Origin of the sequence: Streptomyces fulvorobeus (assembly GCF_013167895.1) — a bacterium.
GTDB classification, from domain to species: domain Bacteria; phylum Actinomycetota; class Actinomycetes; order Streptomycetales; family Streptomycetaceae; genus Streptomyces; species Streptomyces fulvorobeus.
The window spans coordinates 405,131-425,192 of record NZ_BLWC01000001.1 but is presented as its reverse complement, the minus strand read 5'-3'; the positions used below and the strand labels follow the sequence as shown (position 1 = coordinate 425,192).

Annotated in this window: 5 protein-coding genes; all 5 read left to right on the top strand. The window is 75.6% G+C overall.

What is annotated here, in order from left to right; genetic code table 11:
* The first annotated feature begins 4 nt into the window (after positions 1–4).
* From Sfulv_RS31705 to Sfulv_RS31685, 5 genes are read left to right on the top strand one after another with little or no spacing between them, the layout of a single operon-like run.
* A complete protein-coding gene (locus Sfulv_RS31705; protein ID WP_173310644.1) occupies positions 5–1,573 on the top strand; it encodes a hypothetical protein in 1,569 nt (522 codons plus the stop codon).
* Entirely contained in the window at positions 1,495–3,657 is a 2,163-nt protein-coding gene (locus Sfulv_RS31700) for a DUF8616 domain-containing protein (protein ID WP_173310642.1), read from the top strand. Before Sfulv_RS31705 ends, Sfulv_RS31700 begins: the two co-directional genes overlap by 79 nt.
* Positions 3,558–10,304 carry a hypothetical protein gene (locus tag Sfulv_RS31695; RefSeq protein ID WP_173310640.1) on the top strand — a complete coding sequence of 2,249 codons (6,747 nt, stop codon included), beginning with the start codon at positions 3,558–3,560 and terminating at the stop codon, positions 10,302–10,304. The genes Sfulv_RS31700 and Sfulv_RS31695 overlap by 100 nt, the downstream gene beginning before the upstream one ends.
* Complete coding sequence (locus Sfulv_RS31690) at positions 10,286–19,414, top strand: hypothetical protein (protein ID WP_173310638.1); 9,129 nt, start codon at positions 10,286–10,288, stop codon at positions 19,412–19,414. Before Sfulv_RS31695 ends, Sfulv_RS31690 begins: the two co-directional genes overlap by 19 nt.
* A complete protein-coding gene (locus Sfulv_RS31685) occupies positions 19,297–19,818 on the top strand; it encodes a hypothetical protein (RefSeq protein WP_173310636.1) in 522 nt (173 codons plus the stop codon). Before Sfulv_RS31690 ends, Sfulv_RS31685 begins: the two co-directional genes overlap by 118 nt.
* Positions 19,819–20,062 lie beyond the last annotated feature (244 nt).

Below are 20,062 nucleotides of genomic sequence, written 5' to 3'. Positions count from 1 at the left end.
TCCCGTGAACACTCCCCTCCCGGCGGACGGGGGCACGCCGGTGGGCGACGGCCTGGACGCCCCGGTCGACGGCACCGCCGATCAGCCCGGTGGCGCACCCGGGGTCTCCCCGCAGAACGCGGCCGTGGACGTGCTGGCGAGCTCTTCTGTGACGCCCGCTCAGAACCCGGCGAGCACACGTCAGAGTGGTCCGGACGAGGCGGCCGGGCAGAACGGGCGAGACGACCGTACGGCCGCGGGAACGGGCCCGGGAGTCGGTGCTCCCGTCGCCTCCGCCGCGCCGGGCGCGGGCAGCGCCGCCCGTCCGGGTGGTGGTCCCGCCACCGGAACCCCGGCCCCCTCCGCCAACGCGCCCCAGACCCCCGGCGCCCCGGACGGCACCGCCCCGGTGGACGGCTCCCGGACCGTGACGGACGACCCCGCGCTGTCCTCGGAGCCCACGCACCTCCCGGAGACGGCCACCTCACCCGAGACCGTCGCCCCCGGCCCCGGGGGGGCTCCGAAGACCGGACAGAGCGCTGTCACTCCTTCCCCCGACACCGCCACGGCTCCGCCGCGGGTGGGCACCGTCGGCTCGTTCTCCGAAGCGGGCGACGTACACGAGGTCTCCGAGGGCGTACGGGATGCGGACGCTGCGCTAGGGGGCGCCGACGTCAAGGCCGGGCCCACCCGCGCCGGGGAGCCGGCTTCCACCCAGGCGCCGCCGCTGACCATCGTGGTCGCGGAGGTGCCGCCGCCGGGGGAGGGGTCGCCGGAGGCGGCCGAGCTGCTGGACAGGGCCGGGACCGACCGGGCCGTCGTGCTCGGGCCTGTCGTCACTCCGGAGGGAGCGGGGCGCCCTGTACGCGCCGCGGTCGAGCTGTCCCGTGAAGGGCCGGGCGCCCCGGTCCAGGCCCGACCGCTCACCGGCCCGGCGCCCACCGGGCCGGCCGACAGCGCCGCGGACTCCGCCTTCCCCGGCGCGGACGTCCTGCTGCCGCTCGCTGACGCCCTCGGCCCCGTGCCCCGCCCCACCACCGAAAGCGCCGCGAGGGACGACGGCGCCCCGGTCCTGCCCTCCACGTCCAGAGCTCCGGCAGACGTACTCCCGGAGCAGGCGGCCCCCGTACACAGCGACGGGCCAGGACCGAACTCCACCGCCACCGCCGAGCCCGGTCCGGTGAAGCTCGCCACCCTGTCGGACCCCTGGACCGGGACGGCAACCGACCTGCATCTGGAGTCGGGGGCAGGCGGCGGTGACGCCGCCTCCGGCGGACAGGCCCCAGGCCCCGGCGCGGGACACGGCGCGGGGAACGGAGGCACTCCGCCCCCGCCCCTGCCGGAAACACCCCCGAACACACCGGTGAGCCCTCCCGGGACACCGCCCGTGCTCCTTCCCCGCCCGCGGCCCGGATCGTCGTACGCCCCGTCGCCGGCGGTGTCGCCGACAGTGCCGGGAACGGCTCACGGCGGCCCACGAACGAGCCGGTCGTCGTCACCCTGGACGGCCCCACGGTGCCCCTCGCCCTGGTGCGGCGCCTGTCGCCGGACGCCACGGGACAGCTCCCACCGGGCCGGGCCGTGCGGACGGTGACCCTCTCGCAGAGCCCCGCCGAGGACGGGACGGCCCGCGACGCCGGGCGCCGGGCACTGCTCGGCCAGGACACCTTCCGCGGTGTACGCACCGTGTCCGCGCCCCCGCTGACGGACTCCGTCGCGGGGACCGAGGCGGCGCCGCCCGCCCGCCGTACGGTGTTCACCGGTCCGCCGGTCGCGCTCCCCGGCGCGGGCACCGGGCTGGGCGCCGACTACTTCGTCAGTCACGGCACTCCCCGGTCCGTCACGCTCGGCACCGACGACGCCGCGCGGCCCAGCGTGAAGGTCAGCGGAGTGCAGCTCGGTGAGGCCCTCAAGTCGTGGGGGGTGGACGACGACGAGGACCGGCCACTGGTGCTGTTCTCCTGCGAGACCGGACAGCAGCCCGCGATCGCCGGCCTTCCGGTGGCGCAGCACGTGGCGAACCGGACCGGGCGGCCGGTGTACGCGCCGACGAGCGAGGTCGGTACGGCACGCGGTCAGGACGGCGAGGTCCGGGCGGTGCTCACCGAGGGCCCGGACGGCCCGGGGCGGTGGCGGCTGTTCACGCCGGAGCCCGGCGGGGCCGACCTCGACCGGGTGGCGCGCGACGCCGGTCTGCACGCGGGCCCCGGCCCGGCCGACGAGTTCGCCCGGGCCCGCACGCTCCAGCAGATCCGTACCCTGCGCGACGCGCTCGGCCCGGACGCCGAACAGCGCCCCGGGAACCGGGAGCTGCTCGCCGGGCTCGCCTACGTGGACGGTCTGCGCTGGCTCGGCGCGGACAGCGCCGCCCGGTACGCGGACGGCCGCATGACTCCGGACCTGCTGCGCCGGATGGCCACCGACTGGCTGACCGCCACCGGCGCCACCAGCGGTGGCCAGGGGGCCGGTCCCACGGCCGAGCAGTACACCGCGTTCCTGCGCGCGGCGGCCGGGCTGCGGGCCGGTGCGGGTCCCGGCACCACACTCGGCGATCTGCTGCCCCCGCCGCCGCCCGGCCTGCTCCCGACCACGCCGGTCTCACGGGAGGAGGTACGCGGACTCTCCTACGCGCAGTCGGCACAGGTCTCCTGGTCGCTGTCGGACGCGCCGCTGCCCCTGGCCGACCTGGCGCTCAGCCCCGAGGACACCGCCGAACTGGTCCGCCGCAGGACCGGTCCCCCTGCCGTGCCGGGCCGGCCGGAACCCCTCGCCGGGGATCTCGCCCCGACCGGCGGGGACCCCGGCCCGGCCCCGGGCTCCACCGGCCTCATCCGCGCCGACGGCCTCGCCTTCCGCCGGGTGAACGCCCCGGGCGACGGCAACTGCCTCTTCCGCGCGGTGCTCGACAGCGCGCGCGGCCGGGAGCTGCCACCCGCGTGGGCCGCGCGGAACATGGCGGGGCTGCGCAGCCTGGTGCGAGACCGCGTCAGCGGCTCCGAGCTGGGCGCCGTCGCCGACCTGGCCGTACCGGACCCCGTGTTCACCGTCGTGGACGACCTGCGGATACGCGCCCTGGCCGGCGTCCACGACGCGGACGGGCGACGCCGGCTCACCGAGGAGTGGAACCGTGTCGCGCAGGCGGTCGTCACCGACGGCGACCCCGGCCGGTGGCAGCGGATACTCGCAGACAGTGACTATCCGCAGCTCGCCGAGGTGGCGCCCACCCCGGACGCCGCACGGCGGCTCGGCGGACGCGGACTGCTCGCAGCCGCCGCGGAGCGCCCCGGACTGTGGCCGTCGCCCTTCGCCGACCTGCTCCCGGAGGCGCTGGCGCACACCCTCGGCCTCGACCTGCGACTCGTCAGGCCCGACCCGCAGGTGGCGGGCGCTCTCCTGGTCACCGAGCTCCATCCGGGCGGGGTGGGCGGCACGCTGCACCTCGCGTACAACGGATCGGACCACTACGACGCACTGGTGCCCGCCCCGGAGCCGGCACCGGAAGAGACTCCGGAGCCGACCGGGGGGCCCGTCCCCCGGACCCGGACGGTTCCGACCCCTTCGGGGAGTGGCTGCGCGGCATGGCCGGGATCACCGATGCCGACGGGGCGCAGACCCCCGACCGGGGCGACCCGGTCCCGCTGGAGACCCAGCTCGAACGGCACCGCCCCGCCCGCCTGATGACCGGCGAGGACGCCCGCCCGCCGGACCCGGCTCCCCGCACGGTCACCTTCGAGGACGGCGGCAGGCTGCCCGCCGTCCTGATCAGGCCGGGCGCCGACCCGCGCGACACCGCCCCGGACGGGGCACCGCAGGGCTCGCGCACCGGCCTGCTGGCCGGGCCGGGCGTACTCACCCTGCGCTCGCCCGAGGCGGCGGCGCGGGAGATCCTCGACACGCTGCCCGCGAAGGTGCGCGCGCGGTTCGACGAGGCGGAGCTGCTGCGGCTGCTCACCGACCACCCCTCGGCGTTCACCGCCCCCCGCGGCGCGCGCTTCGTGGGCCGGGAGAAGTCCGGGGTCGGCCTGGAGATGACGGTCGAGGCCATCCCGTACCACCGCTGGGAGCGCTTCTCCGACGTGGGTGGCGCCACGGTCCGGCTGGACACGATGCGGCGCGGGCAGGCAGGCACCGGCGGCGGGCGCAGCGTGGGCTTCGGGCGCCGGATCGCCGCCGGCATCGGCATGGGGCCGCCGCTCAACTGGCTGCTCAAGATCGGTGTCTCGCTGGGCTGGAACCGCAGGACGGACTACTCCCAGGGCACTTCGGCGTACCACCAGGTGGAACACCGCGCCCACGAGGGTTCCCACCTGCACCTGGACGACGTGCACTACCGGGTGCGGGTGGAGCGGGTCACCGAGGCGCCCAAGGCCACCGGGAGCGACAGCCCGACGACAGGTCCCGCCGCTCCGCCCGCGCCGGGACCGCGTTGGCAGCGCGTCGAGGTGCACGCCGCCGCCTTCGCCATGCGGGACGGGCTGAGCTGGCGGCTCCCCGACGACCTCACCGTGCCGTTCACGGGGCCCCGCCGGGCGCCGGAGACACTGACCTTCCCGGACGGGGTGGAGCCGCGGCTGACCGACTCCACCGGCCTGCACCTGACGGCCGCGCCCGAGGACATCGCGCTGGCGCTCTCCGGGGCCCGGCCGGGCAGTTCGGCGCACCGGACACTGATCTCGTACGTCCGCCCCGGCAGGCTGCTGGGCCTGTTCGGCAGGCTCACCGGGCCGGTCAGCGGGCCCGAGCTGACCCAGGGCAGCGGGCAGCGTCCGCTGGGCCATCTGGTCGTGGAACGTTCGTTGCCGCACCGCGCCGTGCTGGTCACCGAGTCGGTCAAGGCGGAGGTGCGCGACCTGACCCAGACCACGTACCAGAACCAGCGCGGTCACGTCCGCGACACCCGCTTCGGGTTCCAGGTCACCGCGGGGCCGAACCACACGCTCCTCGGCCCGGAGACCGACGTACGGGTCCAGGGCGGCCCGCTGGTCCGCATGGACCTCGCGGCCGGGCGGGGCCACTACCTGGGCACCGACGCGGCCCGCAAGGTCACCGGCCGGGTCCGTAACCATCCGATGGCGCTGTACCAGGTCGAGCGCACCCTGATGGTCCGCAGGGCCGGGGAGCCGGCGTCCGCGGCCCAGCCGGTGCGGGTGGTCAGCCTGGACTGGATCTCCACCCAGGACGCCCGCCGGCTCGCGGGCTGGGACAGCCGTACGCCCGGCCGCACAGGACCCGACCCGGACGCCGAGCCGCCGGTGCCGTGGTACCTCAGCCGTGAGGACCCGGTGCATCTGGGCGGCCAGGTCCGAGCGGAGGGCTTCCGCCCGCAGGCACGCGCGCAGGAGCAGCCGCCCGCGACGCAGCCGCCGACACCGGCGCCCTCCGCCGGGCAGGCACCCGCGGCGGCCGGGCAGCAACCGCCGCCCGCGGCCACGCCGCAGGACGGCACCGTCTCCCAGGACCCCCTGCGGGTCTTCGCCGACACCGTCCTGGACACCCTGCACCGCTCGTACCCGTCGATGTTCGTGCCGCCGCTGGTGCTGCGGCACCCCCGGCTGGCCCGGTTCTGGTACGGCGACGGGCGGTTGCGGACCGCACTGCACAACGACCGGCAGGTGCGCGAGGCGCTGAACCGGCCCACCCTGACGCAGAGTCTCGGCGAACTGACCACCACCGGGGTCCCCGTCACGCTCACCGAGGACGGCAAGGTACGCCGGGGCCAGCACACGCTGATCCTGCGGGCGCGGCTCACGGACCGCCGGTTCGAGACCACCATGAGCGAGCGGTCACTGCGCAACGCGGTGATCGGCAACGAGGTCTCAGGGCAGGGGCAGCAGGAGTCGAGCACCTACTCCGCCGGTGTGGAGGCGGGCGTCTCGCCGCGCGACCACGGCAAGGATGCGGGAACGGGCCTGCCGCGCCGGGCCGGCAACGTGTCGGTCGGCGCCCGCCACGCCCGTACCTACCAGAAGGGCACCCGGAACACGGTCACGGTCACCCACGACCACCTGACGTTCCAGAACGGCGCCGACCTCTACAGCTACCGGGTCGAACTGGGTGCCTCCTTCGAGGGCCACCGCCGCCCCCGCGGCTGGGCCCGGCTGATGACGGTCGGTCTGCTCGGTGCGGGCGTCTTCGTCAGCAAGGTCGAGGAGCGTCCGCTGTTCAGCCGGGGCACCGAGACCGTGGGGCGGGTGGAGCTGGCCGTGCCCGCAGCGCACGGCTCCGACCGCCATGCCCCGGCCGACGCAGGCACGCCACCCGCGTCCGCCGTCACCCCCGTACCGCAGCGCCTCCCGGCCGCCGAAGCGGACCAGCTCCTCGACGGAACCCGCCCGCCGCCCGGCGCGGACTCGGACGTCCGCAAGCTCGTCCGGCGGCTGCTCAGCTCCCCGCACGTGGTGCTCACCGCCGAGGGCGGCCCGCTGCGCCAGCAGGTGATGCAGGAGACCGCCGACCGGGCGTCGGGCACCTCCTGGCACGTCAGCGCGCCCGGCGCACCGGTGCGCACCGCACTGCGCCGGGCGATGGACGACCTCGGTGTGGCCGGCCAACTCGGCCAGTACCTCGGCCCGTTCGGCTCCCGGATCACGGGGCTCAACGGTGCGGGGCCGTTCCGGACGCACTATCTGAAGGCCGCGATCCGCGGTGAGCTGGACAACGTACGGGTCAGGAGCGATCCGAAGGCGGCCAGCCTGGAGAGCACCATCGGCAACGAGCACCGGGTCGTCGGCACCGCGAGCACCGTCTCGCGGACCACGCTCGGCGTCCAGGGCGCGTACATGCCGTTGCAGCAGCTCCCCGGCGAGCAGGCGGTGGTCGGCTCGTACTCGACCGCGCTCCAGTACGCCTGGGGCAAGGGCCGCGGCGTCTCCCAGGCCGTCGCCCGGGGGCGCAACACCACCCTGACCTTCGCCGGGCGGATGTACCTGGTGGTCGCCGACGCCACCGAGACCGTGGCCGTGCGCGACCGCTGGACGGCCGCGATGGGTACGGTCGGCACCCGCGCGGGGGCCCGCGTCGGCTCCGCCGCCGGGCGGCTGTCCGAGCGCCTCGGACGCGGTCTGTCCCCCCGCCGGGCCGCCGCCGCGCTCCATCGCATCCGGGACGCCGTCATGTTCCACCTGCCGATCCAGGACGCCATCGAGGCCGGGCTCGCTCCCGACGGGCTGGGCGTCACCACCCCGGACAACCTCGGCGGCGGCTACCGGTTGCCGGGCTTCCTGCGCGGCCGGCGCTTCCCGACCCACCCCAGCGGCCAGCTCGACGCGAGCAGGGCGGCCGCGCAACTGCTGCCGCGCCTGGAGAGGATCGGGGTGCCCTCGCACGACCGGGAGCAGGTCAGGCAGCGGCTCTCGCCGGACTTCCTGCGCGCCCATCTCCACGAGCTGACCACCGAGGGAATGAGCCTGCCGGTCCGCTACCGCGCCTGGCCCAGCCCGCACCACCTGCCGGTCGGGGGCAGCCCCGGGCAGATGCGCTTCAAGCTGACGCCGGTCACCACGACCGTGCAGCGGCTGCGCACCGGGTACGAGCTGGAGGACTACCGCAACACCTCACGCGACGACGCCGTCAGCGCCTCCCAGGACCGCGGCGCCGACCTCACCCTGAGCGTCAGCCAGCGCGCGGCCGGTCACGGCGTCCTGGTCGCCAACCCCTCGCTCCAGGGCACGGCGGCCAAGCAGCGGTCGAGCAACCGGACCGAGACCACCAGCAGCACCACGATGCCGAACATCGCCACCACGCAGGCGCACGCGGAGATCGTCACCAGCTACATCCTGACCGTCACCATGACGGACGCGTCGGGTGACGCCCTCGCGCCGCGAGCCGTCGCCCAGGTCGGCACCCTCAACGAGATCGCCCCGGCGGGTCTCCTCACCCCGGTGGGCGACGGAGACGACGCCGCGCTCACCGAGCAGGACATCCCCGAACCCGAGCGGGCCGTACACCTGCTGACGGCCGGGGAGTCCGGGCCCGAGGGCGTCGCCGCCTGGCGCACCACCGGTGACGGCAGGACCGGCGCGGACTCCGGCATCCTGCCCTTCGACGACCGGATCGGCGCCGGCATCCTCGCCGTGGACATCCGCGGCGCGGCCGGTGTGCACGACGCGCTGACCCTCGCCACCGCCCGCGCGGACGGCCTCGGCGACAGCGACCTCGGCCGACGGCACACCGGCGACAGCCTCACCGCACGCCTGCGCATGGCCCGCCACACTCCGCTCACGGGCCTGGGCACCGCTCCCGCGCAGGCGCAGCAGGAGGCCGCGTCGCAGGGTGCTCTGACCGCCGGATTCCGTGAGGCGCTCGGTGCGGACGGCTCCCGGCTGCCCACCCAGTCATCCGCGCACCTGTTCGGCCAGTCCCACACCGCCGACTCCCGCCTCTACGCCAAGATGCACCGGCACGGCGCGCGACTGCTCGCCGTGGAGAGCAGGACCCGCATGGAGGCCATGCGGCGGCACAAGACCTCCGACGCGCTGGAGGCCGGCATCACCGACAACGTCGAGGGGGCGGTGGGGACGGCGCCGATGGCCGGTAACAGCAACGCCGGGATGACCAATCCGGGCGTCACCATCCCGATCGGCGGCGCGAACGACTCCACGGCGCTCAAGGGCGCCGTGGACACCACCCTCGGCACTCATATCAAGGTCGTCGCCGACCGAAGCATGCTGTTCGCGGTGCCGGTGACCTGGCTCGCGGTGGCCGAGGTGGACCACCGGATCACCAACGGCCGTCTGATGCGCGCGCTCGGCGCGGCCCGGCGCGGACCGCGCGCCGCCGAGACCGGAACCACCGCGCTGGTCTGGCTGCGTGAGGACATCGCCCGCGACTACGGCCTCCTGGACGACAGCACGTTCCCCGAGGAGGCCGGCACCGCCTGGGACGACGTGGCCAAGGCCGCCGCCGACCTCGCCTCGGCCGAGAAGCAGTACTACGACGCGCGGGCCCGGGCCCGTGAGACCTGGCTCTCGCTCAGCCCGGAGCAGCGGACCGCGCTCGGCGACGACGACCCCCGCCTCGCGACCTCGCTGCCGCGCGATATCGCCGGGGCCCCGGCGGTCAACGCCTGGCAGGCGGCCCGGGACGAGGCACGACTGTGGGAAGGGCGCACCGCCGCCGCCGCCGCGGACCACCACCGGCTGCACCTCGCCGCGTCCCGTCTCACCGCCCACCACCAGGGCTCGGCCTCGGTCCCGGTACGTGACCTGCCGCAGGAGTACGCCGTACCGGGATGGCACTCCGAGGCGCCGGAGCCGTACCGGATCACCGCCGGCGGCGGCTCCGCCCCGCGCACGCTCACCTCGCCGGACGGTGTCACGGTGCGCGAGGTCCACGACGTGCCGCACGACGGCGCCTCGTTCTTCCACGCCCTGCTCGCCGCCGCCGGGGTCCGGGGCCGGCTGCCCCACCTGCTCGGCAGCGACCTCGCAGGCCGGTTCGCGGGCGCCCCCGGCGACCCGGCGGTCACCGCCGAGGCCGTGGGAGCCGCCCGCGACCGCCTCGCCTGGGCGTTGGGCGACGACGGCAACGAGGATCTGCTCGACGCCCTCGCCCTGGACGTCGCGGACACCTTCACACAGGACGAACTGGACGCCGCCGGCATCGTGCTGACCCCGGCCCAGCAGGCCGAGTTCGACGCCTTCGGCCGGCTTCCGCTGACCCTGTGGCCCACGCCGGACCAGCGGGTGGCGCTGGCCACCGTGGCCCTGGCCCGCCCGTTCGCGAGCGAACCGCCGCAGGACGGCGCGGAGCGCTCCGCGGGCCGGCCGGCCCCGCCCGAGCGCCGCGCCGGCGACCACGGCGGCGCCGACCTGCTGCCCGCCCTCGCCGCACGGGTCCTCGGCACCCCGCTGACCGTGGTGACCGGTGAGGGCCGCGATCAGCTGTTCCTCCCGCACGGCGTCGATCCGGCCGCCGTCGATCCGGCCGCCGACCCGGTGCTGTACTCCGCCGGCGGCTTCTTCCACGCCGCCCTCCCGCCGGGCACAGCGGCCCCGGTCACCGCGGCGCTGCCGGCCCCGAGGCCGCAGGAGCCCCGGGCACGGACAACACGCCGCCGGCGACGCCGCCCGCGCACCGCAGCCACACCACCGCGCCCTGGCTGCCGCCCGCCGACAGCAGCCGGCCGCGCTACCGCCTCGCCCGCGACGGCGTTCTCACCGCACCCGACGGCACCGCGTACACCCAGGGCACGCCCACCGGCCGGGGCAACGGCTTCTTCGGCGCCCTCTCCACGGCCCTGCTCCAGGCCGCGGCCCGGCCCGGCGCGGACCAGAGTGAGGCCGGCCGGCTCCGGCTGCGCGCCCGGATGTCGCCCGCCCGGCTGATGCGGCTCAACGGCCTCTCCGGCGACCCGGCCGAGCGGGACGCGCTGCTCGCGCCCCCGCCCCCCGCACCGGGCGGGGCAGCCCCCGCGCCGAGCACGGAGGCCCTGGAAGGACGACTGCGCCGCCACCTCGCCGAGGCCCCCTGGGGCCCCGGGGCGGACCGGGCGGTCGCCGAGTGGGCCGCCGCAGCGACCGGTACGACCGTCACCCTGGTCGAGGAGAACGGCACCGCCCACACCTACCCCGGCCCGGCCGGCGAGAGCGGCCCGCACCTGCGGCTGCGCCGCCGTGGCGGCGACTTCGTCCCGCTGGTCCCGCGACCCGCGGCGACCGGGCCGGGGGAGCGGCCCATGCCCCGGACGGCGCCGCAGACCGACAGTGCCGCGCGGAACGCCGCGACACCGCCGGTGACGACGCGGGTCACGTCCTCCGCCACCCCCCTCCCGCCGATTCCCGAGCACGCGCCTCCCTCCCCGTCCCCCACGGCGCCGCCCCCGGCCGCCGGTGACCTGCCCGGCCTCCCGGGCGATGAGGAGGCGTACGAACTGAGCACGCTCTCCGGCCGGCCGCGCCCCCCGCGGTCCGAAGCCGAGGCGCTGGCGCAGTTCCGGTTCACCGACGACACCAGCGACTCCCACGGCGACTCCGGCTCCGACAGTGCGGACGTCACCCCGGAAACCACGCACGAGGCATGGCTCGACCTCCTCTTCGGACCCGCGGTCCGGCAGGACTACCCGCCCGAGATGCTCGTCGGCACGGCGCTGTCGCTGCGGGAACTGGCCCAGCGGGCCCCGGAGTCCTCGGCCGCGGCCACCGGGAGCCGTTCCCCCCTCCGCGAGCTGACCAGGCGGGTGCTGGGTCTCGGTCCCGGCGCCTTCGTGAGCGAACGGCGCCTCCTGCTCCTCGGATCGCTGGCCCTGAGCGCCTCCCCGGCGGCGCTGGCCGACGAGGACGCCCTCGCCTCGTACCTCAGGCAGCACGACGACGCCCTGGAGCGGGGGACGGCGCTGGTTTCGGGGAGCGGCACCGTGCGGAACTGGACGGGCACCGGCGCTCAGGTGCCGCCCGTCGACTCCTACGCGGTGGAGGGCGAGGACGGCCGGGTGAGCACCTGGCCCGCGCCGTGGTCGGACGCGTACGTGGTCCTCGCCCAGGAGGGCGGGGAAGCGGTCCTGCTCAACACGCCAGGCGGCACCCTGACGCTGGATGACCCCGGGGAGTTCGCCCGGCTCGTCGCACGGGACCCGGCGCGGCCCGTGGACGCCGACGTCGTCCTGGCCTTCCCCCACCACGACATCGTGTCCCTGGCGCGGCACGTGGCCGACCTGTCCGGGGCCACGGTCTGGTACTCGGAGCACGCCCCCCACCCGTCCACGGACTGGCGGACCGGCACCGAGCGACTCACGCTGGCCCACGCCGGGGACGGCCTGGGCCGGGAGTGGGCCTCCCTCCGGCCGGGCCAGGACGCGGACGGGGCAGGTGACCTCGACGACCTGCTCGGGCTGTACGACCACGAATCCGACCCGGGCCCCTCCGAATCCGGCCACCGTGACGGGATCGCGGCACGACGGGCCGACCCGCTGATCACGACGGAGTACGGAGTCGTGGACGAGAGCGGCGAGGGCGTGCTGTTCCGCAGGCCCGGCGGCCTGGGGGGCGCCTGGCAGACCCCGCGCGCGCTGACGGGTACGGAGGGCGCCCCCGAGTACGCCATGTCCGTGCAGGAGTACAGGGAGACCCTCGTCACCGACCGGCCCGCCCTGCGGATCTCCTCCGACCGTACGCTCGCGGTCGAGAACGGGGCGTACGGGCAACAGGTCTTCGCCACACCGGAAGCCGTGGCGAGCGCCTCCGTCAAGCTGGCGCGGGCGGGTCTCGCGGTGCGGCTGCGGGCCGACGAGGACCTGAGCGTCATCCTGCCCACCCCCGAGGGGGGCAGCAGGCGGCTGTTCCGCGTCACCCCCGTCTTCCTCACCCGCTCCGGCCGGTCCACCGAGGAGATCTGCCGCGACTTCGCCGACATGCTGGCCGACAACTCCCGCACGTCACACATGGTCTTCCGTGCCCCGGGGAGCGGCCCGCCGGCCGTGGCGCCGGTCAACGCCTCCGACGGGGCAGAGGTCACCGGCACCCACCACCTCGCCGACTCCCTGAGCCGGGTCGCGGACGGCGAGGTACGGCCGGAAGCGGCCGGTCCGGCATGGGCGGCCTCCCTCGTCCGTCAGGACGACCGGCCCGCCGGCGGCGACGGCGGGCCGCTGCCCGGCCGTGCGTACGGCAGCGCGCTGAGTCTGGACCAGCCGGACGACCCACGACGCGACGCCCTGTCGGAGGCCGCACGCCGCATCGGGGTCAACGAGCACGCGTGGGCCGATGTCGGCGAGGGCTACGTCGTCCAGTCCGTCGCGGCGGCCGGCGAGCAGGGCGCGCCGAGCCTGGAGCGGAACCACGCCAAGCCGGGAAGTGCCACCGGCGGTGCGCACTTCGGCTACCACTTCCTCACCGTGGTCCTGGCCAGCGAGGACGGCACCCACCAGATCTCCCTGGAGAACCACGCGCGGTCCTCCGTACGCAACCACCGGAACCGCAGGACGGTCCAGGCGAACCTGGACACCGTCCATCTGGACGAACTGCGGGCGAACGCGTCGCGACTGCGCCAGGAGATCGAGCGGCGCCAGGGGACAGGGGACGAGGAGCAACTCGCGGAGCTGCGCGGCCACCTCGACCTGACCCTGGCCCTGATCAGGGCGAACCAGGCCCGCACGGAGATGCTGGCGGCACCGGCCCGCTCCCCGGAGCGCGCCGCGGCCGAGCGCGCCCTGGAGGGTGCCACCCGCGCGGCCGCGCTCCGCGTCGGACAGCTCGAAGCGGTCATCCCGGGCAAGCAGCAGTGGTACATGCGGATGTACGCGCAGCGTCCTGGCGAGTCGGCCCATGACACCAACGCGGACCTGCTGGGCGAGGGGCCGTCCGCCGAGGCCAATCCGCTCACCGCCGTGGTGCTCCGTGGCCAGATGGCGCTGCCGGTGACCATCTCCTTCGCCAAGGACGCCCAGCAGACGCCCGAGAGCGCCAAGCACCTCCTGCGGCACCTGGCCACGATGGTGGCCAGGGCAGGACTGTGGAACGCCGCGAACGGGCTGCCGCTGCCGGACGTCGGCATCAGCGGGCTGCGCAGCGCCCGCCTGACGGGCCGAGACCTCACCAAGACGCGTACCGAGGCGGTCGCGGCCTCGTTCCGGCAGGAACTCGCCGAGGTCCTCGCGGGGTGGCAGCAGGACACGCCGCAGCCGCACCTCACCGCCGACCGCTTCACCGTGGAACCGGTGGCGGTACGCGGCCGCCGGCCCTCCACCGGGGACGCGGGCACCGCCACCGTGCACATCACGGTCGACGACCACCGCGGCGGACCCCGGCAGGTCGCCACCCGCGGGCTGCGCGGAGGTCTGATGCCGGGAGGTCTGCGGGGCGGCTCGCGCGACGACGGCCTCGACCCGGTGGCGGAGCAGTGGCCGATCGGCCGCCCGGTCACCGTCATGCGGCCCCGCTTCGGCGTCGACCCGGGGTTCCTGGTGTCCACCGCCGACGTACCGGTGACCGGCGTGCCCGCGGCCGGCGTACCCGCGGACACCGGGACCGGGAAGGGCAAGGCCGCGGCCGTCGAGACCGCCGACGACGCACCGGCCACCGTGGACACACGGCCGGGCCGGTGGTTCACGTACACGCGTAACGCCGAGTCCCGTGCGGAGCCCTTCCAGTACGAGGTCGCCGACACCGGGCACATCAGGCTCCCCGGAGGGGACGGGATACCACCGGCCGGATGGACCCGGTTCGGCCACGACTTCGTCCACGTGACGACGGGCGCGCTCCTGCGGGGCGACAGCGGCTGGATCGGCCGCGTGGACAACATGGACACCCTCTCGGCCGTCATGGCGGACCTGGACGAGGACTCCACGCCCTACCGGGTCGTGGCGGACTCCTCGGCCCTCTACCTGGTGCCGGAGGGCGACGGCGGGACGGCCCTGCGCATCCCGCTGCGGGAGCCCGCCGCCGGGTCCGCACCGCCGCCCCGCGTCCGCCTCGACGACCGGCCCCGCGTCGTCGTACGGTCGGCCTTCGACGTGCGGCGTCTCACCCACGGCGGCGAGACCGTCACCGACCTGACCGTCCGTCTCGCCTTCCGCCAGGAGGACGGGCAGGGGGACGGGGAGGCCGGCACCGACGCCGTCATGGCGCGGGTGCTCCAGGGTGTGGAGCAGTACTACAACGGCCCACGGCACAAGCTGCCCAACGGCGACCGGCTGCACGTCACCGTCGAGCCGGTCCAGGCGGACGGCAACCCCCATCTCACGGTCGACCTCATCGGCCGTGACCAGCGGATGAACCAGCGGGCGTGGTGGCCCGACGCCGAACCGGTGGACTTCGCGCACGAACTGGCACACCAGCTGTTCCTGCGGGACGAGACGCGGGACGCGAGCAACCCCGGCCGCCTCCACGCGCCGGGCAGTCTGCTCGGGCCCTTCGACGAACAGGCCCACGACGGCCTCGCGCAGAGTGGTCTGCGCCCGCGCCACCTCCAGCTGTGGGCGGCGGTGGCAGGAGACATCGAGCCGCACATCGCGCCTGCGGGGACGAGCTGGGCCGACGCGCGGGGGAGCGCCACGGCGGAGCGCAGGGAGCCGGTGTGGGTCGACCCGGTGTCTCTCCCCGAGCCCCTTGCGGGGGGCGGGCCGCAGGACGGGGTACCGCCCCCGCTGCCTCCAGGCCGCTCCCTCACACCGCTGGCGGAGGCGTCCGAGGAGTCGGAGTCGGAGTCAGAGTCGGATACCGACGACGGGGACGAGCGCCCGCTCTGGGCCGAACCGAGCTGGCTCGACGCGGTGTTCGGTCCCCAGCGGAGTGGCATTCCGCGCGCCCGTCTCCATGAGACCTCCGAAGCGCTGTACGGCCTCGTCCGGACGGAGGCGGACGCGCACCGCACGTCGCGGACGCTGCGCGACGGCCTGAAGCGCCTCACCCGGCAGGTCCTGCACATGGGCGGCGGGGCCCGGCCGGGCCCGGCCGACTTCCTGCTGCTCGGCTCGCTCGCGCTCGACGCCTCGTCGGACGACCTCGTGAGCGCCGGCGGCCTCGCCCTGTACTTCGTCGAGCGGCAGATCGAGACCGGGAGCGGCGCTCTGGGGGAGGGCACGCTGCTGCGGGACGACGAGGGGAACGCCGTCGGACGGGACTTCGGCGGACCGGGGAAACCCACCCCTGAGCTGGAGTCCTACGCCGTGCGGGGGCGGGGCCGGGTGGTCCCGAGGCCCGCGCCGTGGCAGAACCCGTACCTGGTCGTGGCAAGCGCGGCCGGCCGCGCCGTCGAGGTCGCCCTGCCGGGGCGCACCTTCCAGGTGGACAGCCCCGACGAGCTGGCCATGCTCATCTCGTACGACTCCCGGCGGCCCCGCGGCGCGGACATCGTCCTGGTGCTCCCCCCGGAGTACGCCGCGACCGTGGCCTCCCTCGTCGCGGGCACGACGGGCCGGCGCGTCTGGTACCCCGAGGCGCCGGCCGGTGTGGCCACGCATCCGACGAACGGGACCCGTCACCTCATGCTCGACCCGGACGAGGGCCACGCGGGCGCGGGCTGGGCCTCGGCCGACCCGCCCGCGGACGGCGGGCTGGCCGGAGCCCGCGACCCCGCGAGCGACACCGACAGCGTGTCCGGACCTGACAGCGACGACGACCGGTCGAGCGACGGCGGTGACGCGGAGTTCGACCGCGTCGTCGACCAGGCCGTCCTCGAACGGCAGATCGACGCGCGTCGCCCCCGGCCGCTGACGACGCGCGACTACGGCGTCATCGACAAGCGGGGCACCGGCGTCCTGTTCACCCAGCCGCTCCCGCCTGCCGTCGGGGAGGTCCGGGCCGGCACCGGTCCCGACGCGTTCACTCTGGTGCTGCCGCGCCAGGACCACAAAAACGTCCCCATGGCCGACCGGCCGCCTCTGCACATCTCCGAGGACCGGACGGTGGCGATGCCCGCCGCCGACGACGGCACCACGGGCCGTGGCCGGCAGGTGTACGCCACGCGCGTGGCGATCGAGCGGTCGTCGGCGCGGCTTGCTGCGGCAGGGGCGGGCGTCCGGCTGAAGGCCGACACGTCCACCGGGGTACTGCTGCCGAAGGCGGACGGTTCGTACGGTGAGCCGCTGTTCCGGGTGGAGCCGGAGTTCCTGACGGCTTCCGGCGGTTCCGAACACGCCTTCACGCGGGACTTCGCCCAGATGGTGGCCGGCGCGGCGAGCGCACCGCTGTCCCACATCGCCTTCCGGGACCCCACCGGCCAGGTCGTCTCCACGGCCCCGGTGAACGGCCTGCACGGCCGGGAGGTGACCGGGACCCACCACCTGGCCCAGGCACTGACGGAGGTCGCCGAGGGCACGCGTACCGCCACCGATGTCGGCCCCCGCTGGGCCGCCGGCCGGACGGGCCTGGACAACCGCTTCACCGGCGGTGTGGTGGGCGCGCCCACGCCGGGCGAGCGCTACGGCCGGGCCCTGAGCTACGAGCCGCGGGACAACCCGCTGCGCACCCCGCTGGCCTCGGCGGCACGGCGCATCGGCGTCAACGAGTACGCGTGGGCGGAGGTCGGCGAGGGCTACCTGATCCAGTCGGTCAGCACCACCAACGACAGCGGCGCGCAGCTGTTCACGCACAACCACGCCAAGCCCGGCGACCGGGTGGGCCCGCACGCCCCGTACCACTTCGCGCAGGTGGTGCTGGCCGCCGAGGACGGCACCCACCAGATCACGCTGGAGAACGAGACCCACTCCCGGAGCGGGATCCCGGACGGGCTCCTGGACGACGTCATCGACGAGAACCTCGACCGTTACGGCGAGGACGAGCTCGCCCGGCTGGCCGGCGGAGCCGAGCAGCGCGTCGCCGAGGCGCGGCGGAACGGTACGGACCAGGCGGAGACCGGCAGGCTGGACAGCTTCGCACGGGTGGCCAGGGCTCTGGCCGATGTCCACGAGGCGGAGCAACTGCCGTGGTACTTCGACGAGAACCGGCCCGAGCACGCCGTGGCACTGCGCGAGGCGGCGCAGGCCCGCTTCCGCGCGAGGGAGCTGATCCGGGCCGCGGCGCCGATGGCGGACAGCAAGGACCTGTGGTCCTTGCGGGCGTACAGCAGGCGGCCGGGTGAGTCGGCGCACGAGATCAACGCGGCGCTGCTCTCGGACTCCGCGCCCGCGGTGGCCAACCCGCTGACGACGGTGGTGCTGCACGGTCACACCCCGCGCCGGCACCAGCGGACGATCCACTTCGAGGAGGGGGAGCGCGGAGCTCCCGCCGGCGCGGACGGCGCGATCGACGCCCTGGCCCTGTCGCTGGCACGCGCGGGGCTGTGGAACCGGGCCCACGGTCTTCCGGTGCCGGCCATCACCCTCACCGGGCACGGCAACCGCTCGCGGGCCAGTGGCCAGGAGCGGGCTGACGCCGTCGCCAGAGCGCTCGCGGTCAGGCTCGCCCAGGTCCTGGACACCTTCCAGGCCGGCCGGACCGGGCCACGCGTCGGCGTGGGCGACTTCCGCCTCACCAAGGCGGCCAGGCGGGTGCGCAGCGCGACCGACCCGGTCCAGGGGCGTGTGGTGACGGTCGAGATCGACGACCACCGGCTCCTCCCGCATGGGCAGCCGGGCCGCATCACGTCCGTGGGGGAGCCGGCCGGGTCCCAAGTGACCGCTCCCGCGCGGCCGGCCGAACCCGCGCCGTCCGCTCCCGCGCCTACCGAGACCGCGCCGTCCGAATCCGCGCCCGCCGAGGCCGTGCCGACCCCCGGGCGCGACAGGTCCCGCTCGCCGGGCCGTCCCGTCCAGGCGAGCCCGGAGCGCAGGAACAGCGAGGCACCCCCCTGGGTCCTGGCACGTATCCGCTACGCCGAGGAGGCCGTGGCCTTCGACAGACGGCTGGGCGAGTACCTGGCCGAACACGAGGCGGTGACCGCCGAGTTCAGGAAGATGGCGAGTGCCGCCTGGGCGGCGGCGCGTCAGCGGTATCCGTGCGCGCTGGCGACGTTCGGCGACACCAGCGCGTTCAAGGCGGGTGTCGTGGGAACGTCCCGCGAGGCGCTCCAGCGGGTGGTGCGGAGCGGAAACCTGCGGGAGCTCGTGGCGCTCCTGTACGAGGGGATCTCCAACGATCTCGTACCGGAGATGCTCGGCGGTGCCGAGGAGCAGCACCCGGAGATCGCCGCGGAGCGGCCGAGCCGGCGGCAGCGGGAGGCGTATGCCACGTACATGCGGCGCGCCATGGAGATCCAGGCGTCGGACATGTCCCTCGCCGAGAAGGAGGCCGCGGTCGCGGAGCTGCCGCGGCCCGTGGAGAACCCGGCGCATCCGGACGACGCGCGTCCGCCGTTGAGCGCGGCGGAGCGCCGGTTCGCGGTCGGCGACTCCGGCCTGACCTGGATGCCGGCGACTTCGGTGTACGACATCGCGATGAGCGCGGACTTCCAGGGACGCTCCGAGGACTCCGGCGCCCTGGTGGCGACAGGCACCGCCGGGTCCACGTACCGCTTCGTGCTGCACGCCGCCCGCATGCGGGACCAGTGGGGCGTCGATCTGGACCTCGGTCTGATCCGGGCCGGGATGATGGCCATCTCGCTGACGGTCGGCCACCACACCGCCCACGAGGTGATGCGCGGCGCCCAGCTGGCGCTGAACGACGTGCCCGGACACGACCCCGCCCTGGACTACACCGACAACTGGGGCCGGTACTGGAACATCTACCCGCTCGACGAGCGGGAGCTGCGGGAGAACGTCGCGCGGGACGGGCTCTTCCCCGACGAGCACGCCCGGGCGTTGCTGGACGAGCTGGAGCCGGATTCCGCCCCGGGCACCGTCACCCGTGCGGGCGGTGCGGGCGACCGCACCGTTCCGCCGGACCACCAGGGGCCGGCCCCCGCCGCGCGGTCCACGCCGGTGACCGCCGCTGGATCGCCGCGCGGTTGGCCGAGACCGACCTGCCACCCGTTCCGCCCCGCCCCGCCGAGGGCGAGACGGTCGGCCTGCGGGAACTGGAGGCCGCGGACATCACGCTCTCCGTCGGTCTGCGGACCGAGATGATGCTGCGCGGCGACGACCGGCTGCCCGCGGACGCGCTGTCACCGCTGGAGCTGCTCCGGGTGCGGATGACCGGGCCCGACGCCTGGACGGACACGATGGACGCGGTGGCCGCGAGCGCGTCGCGGCGCCTGTGGTCGCAGGCGTACGCGCGCTTCGCGGACTCGGCACCCGAGGGCACGGACGCGGCCGGGACCGCCCGTGCCTGGGACGCCGCCGTGCTCCTGGTGCTGTCGGCGGAGCCGGACGCGGTCCTCACCGACCTCCGGTACGCCGGTGACGGCTTCCGGGACGCGGTGCGCCGGGTCGCCGTCCACCTGCTGGACACGGGGACCGGCACCGGGGCCGCGCCGGCGTCCGCCACCGAACTGGCCGCCCTCCTCCGCTCCGGCCTGGGCCTGCGTTAGCGCTGGACGGCGCGGATCGCAGGGACGGTGGCGGCGGCGCGGTCGGGGACCGGCGCCGAGGGTGGGACTGCCGGACAGCGGAGCAGGTGAGGGCGCCGGTCCACGCCGCCTGAGGGGCGGACGCCGTGCGGTACCCGTGACGGTGGCTCCGTCAGACGAGCGCATCCTTTGCGCCACACGTCGCGGAAGTGGCGCAAACGAGCGTTGCCCGGTTGCCCGGTGGCGCGCAGTCTGGAGGCGCGGG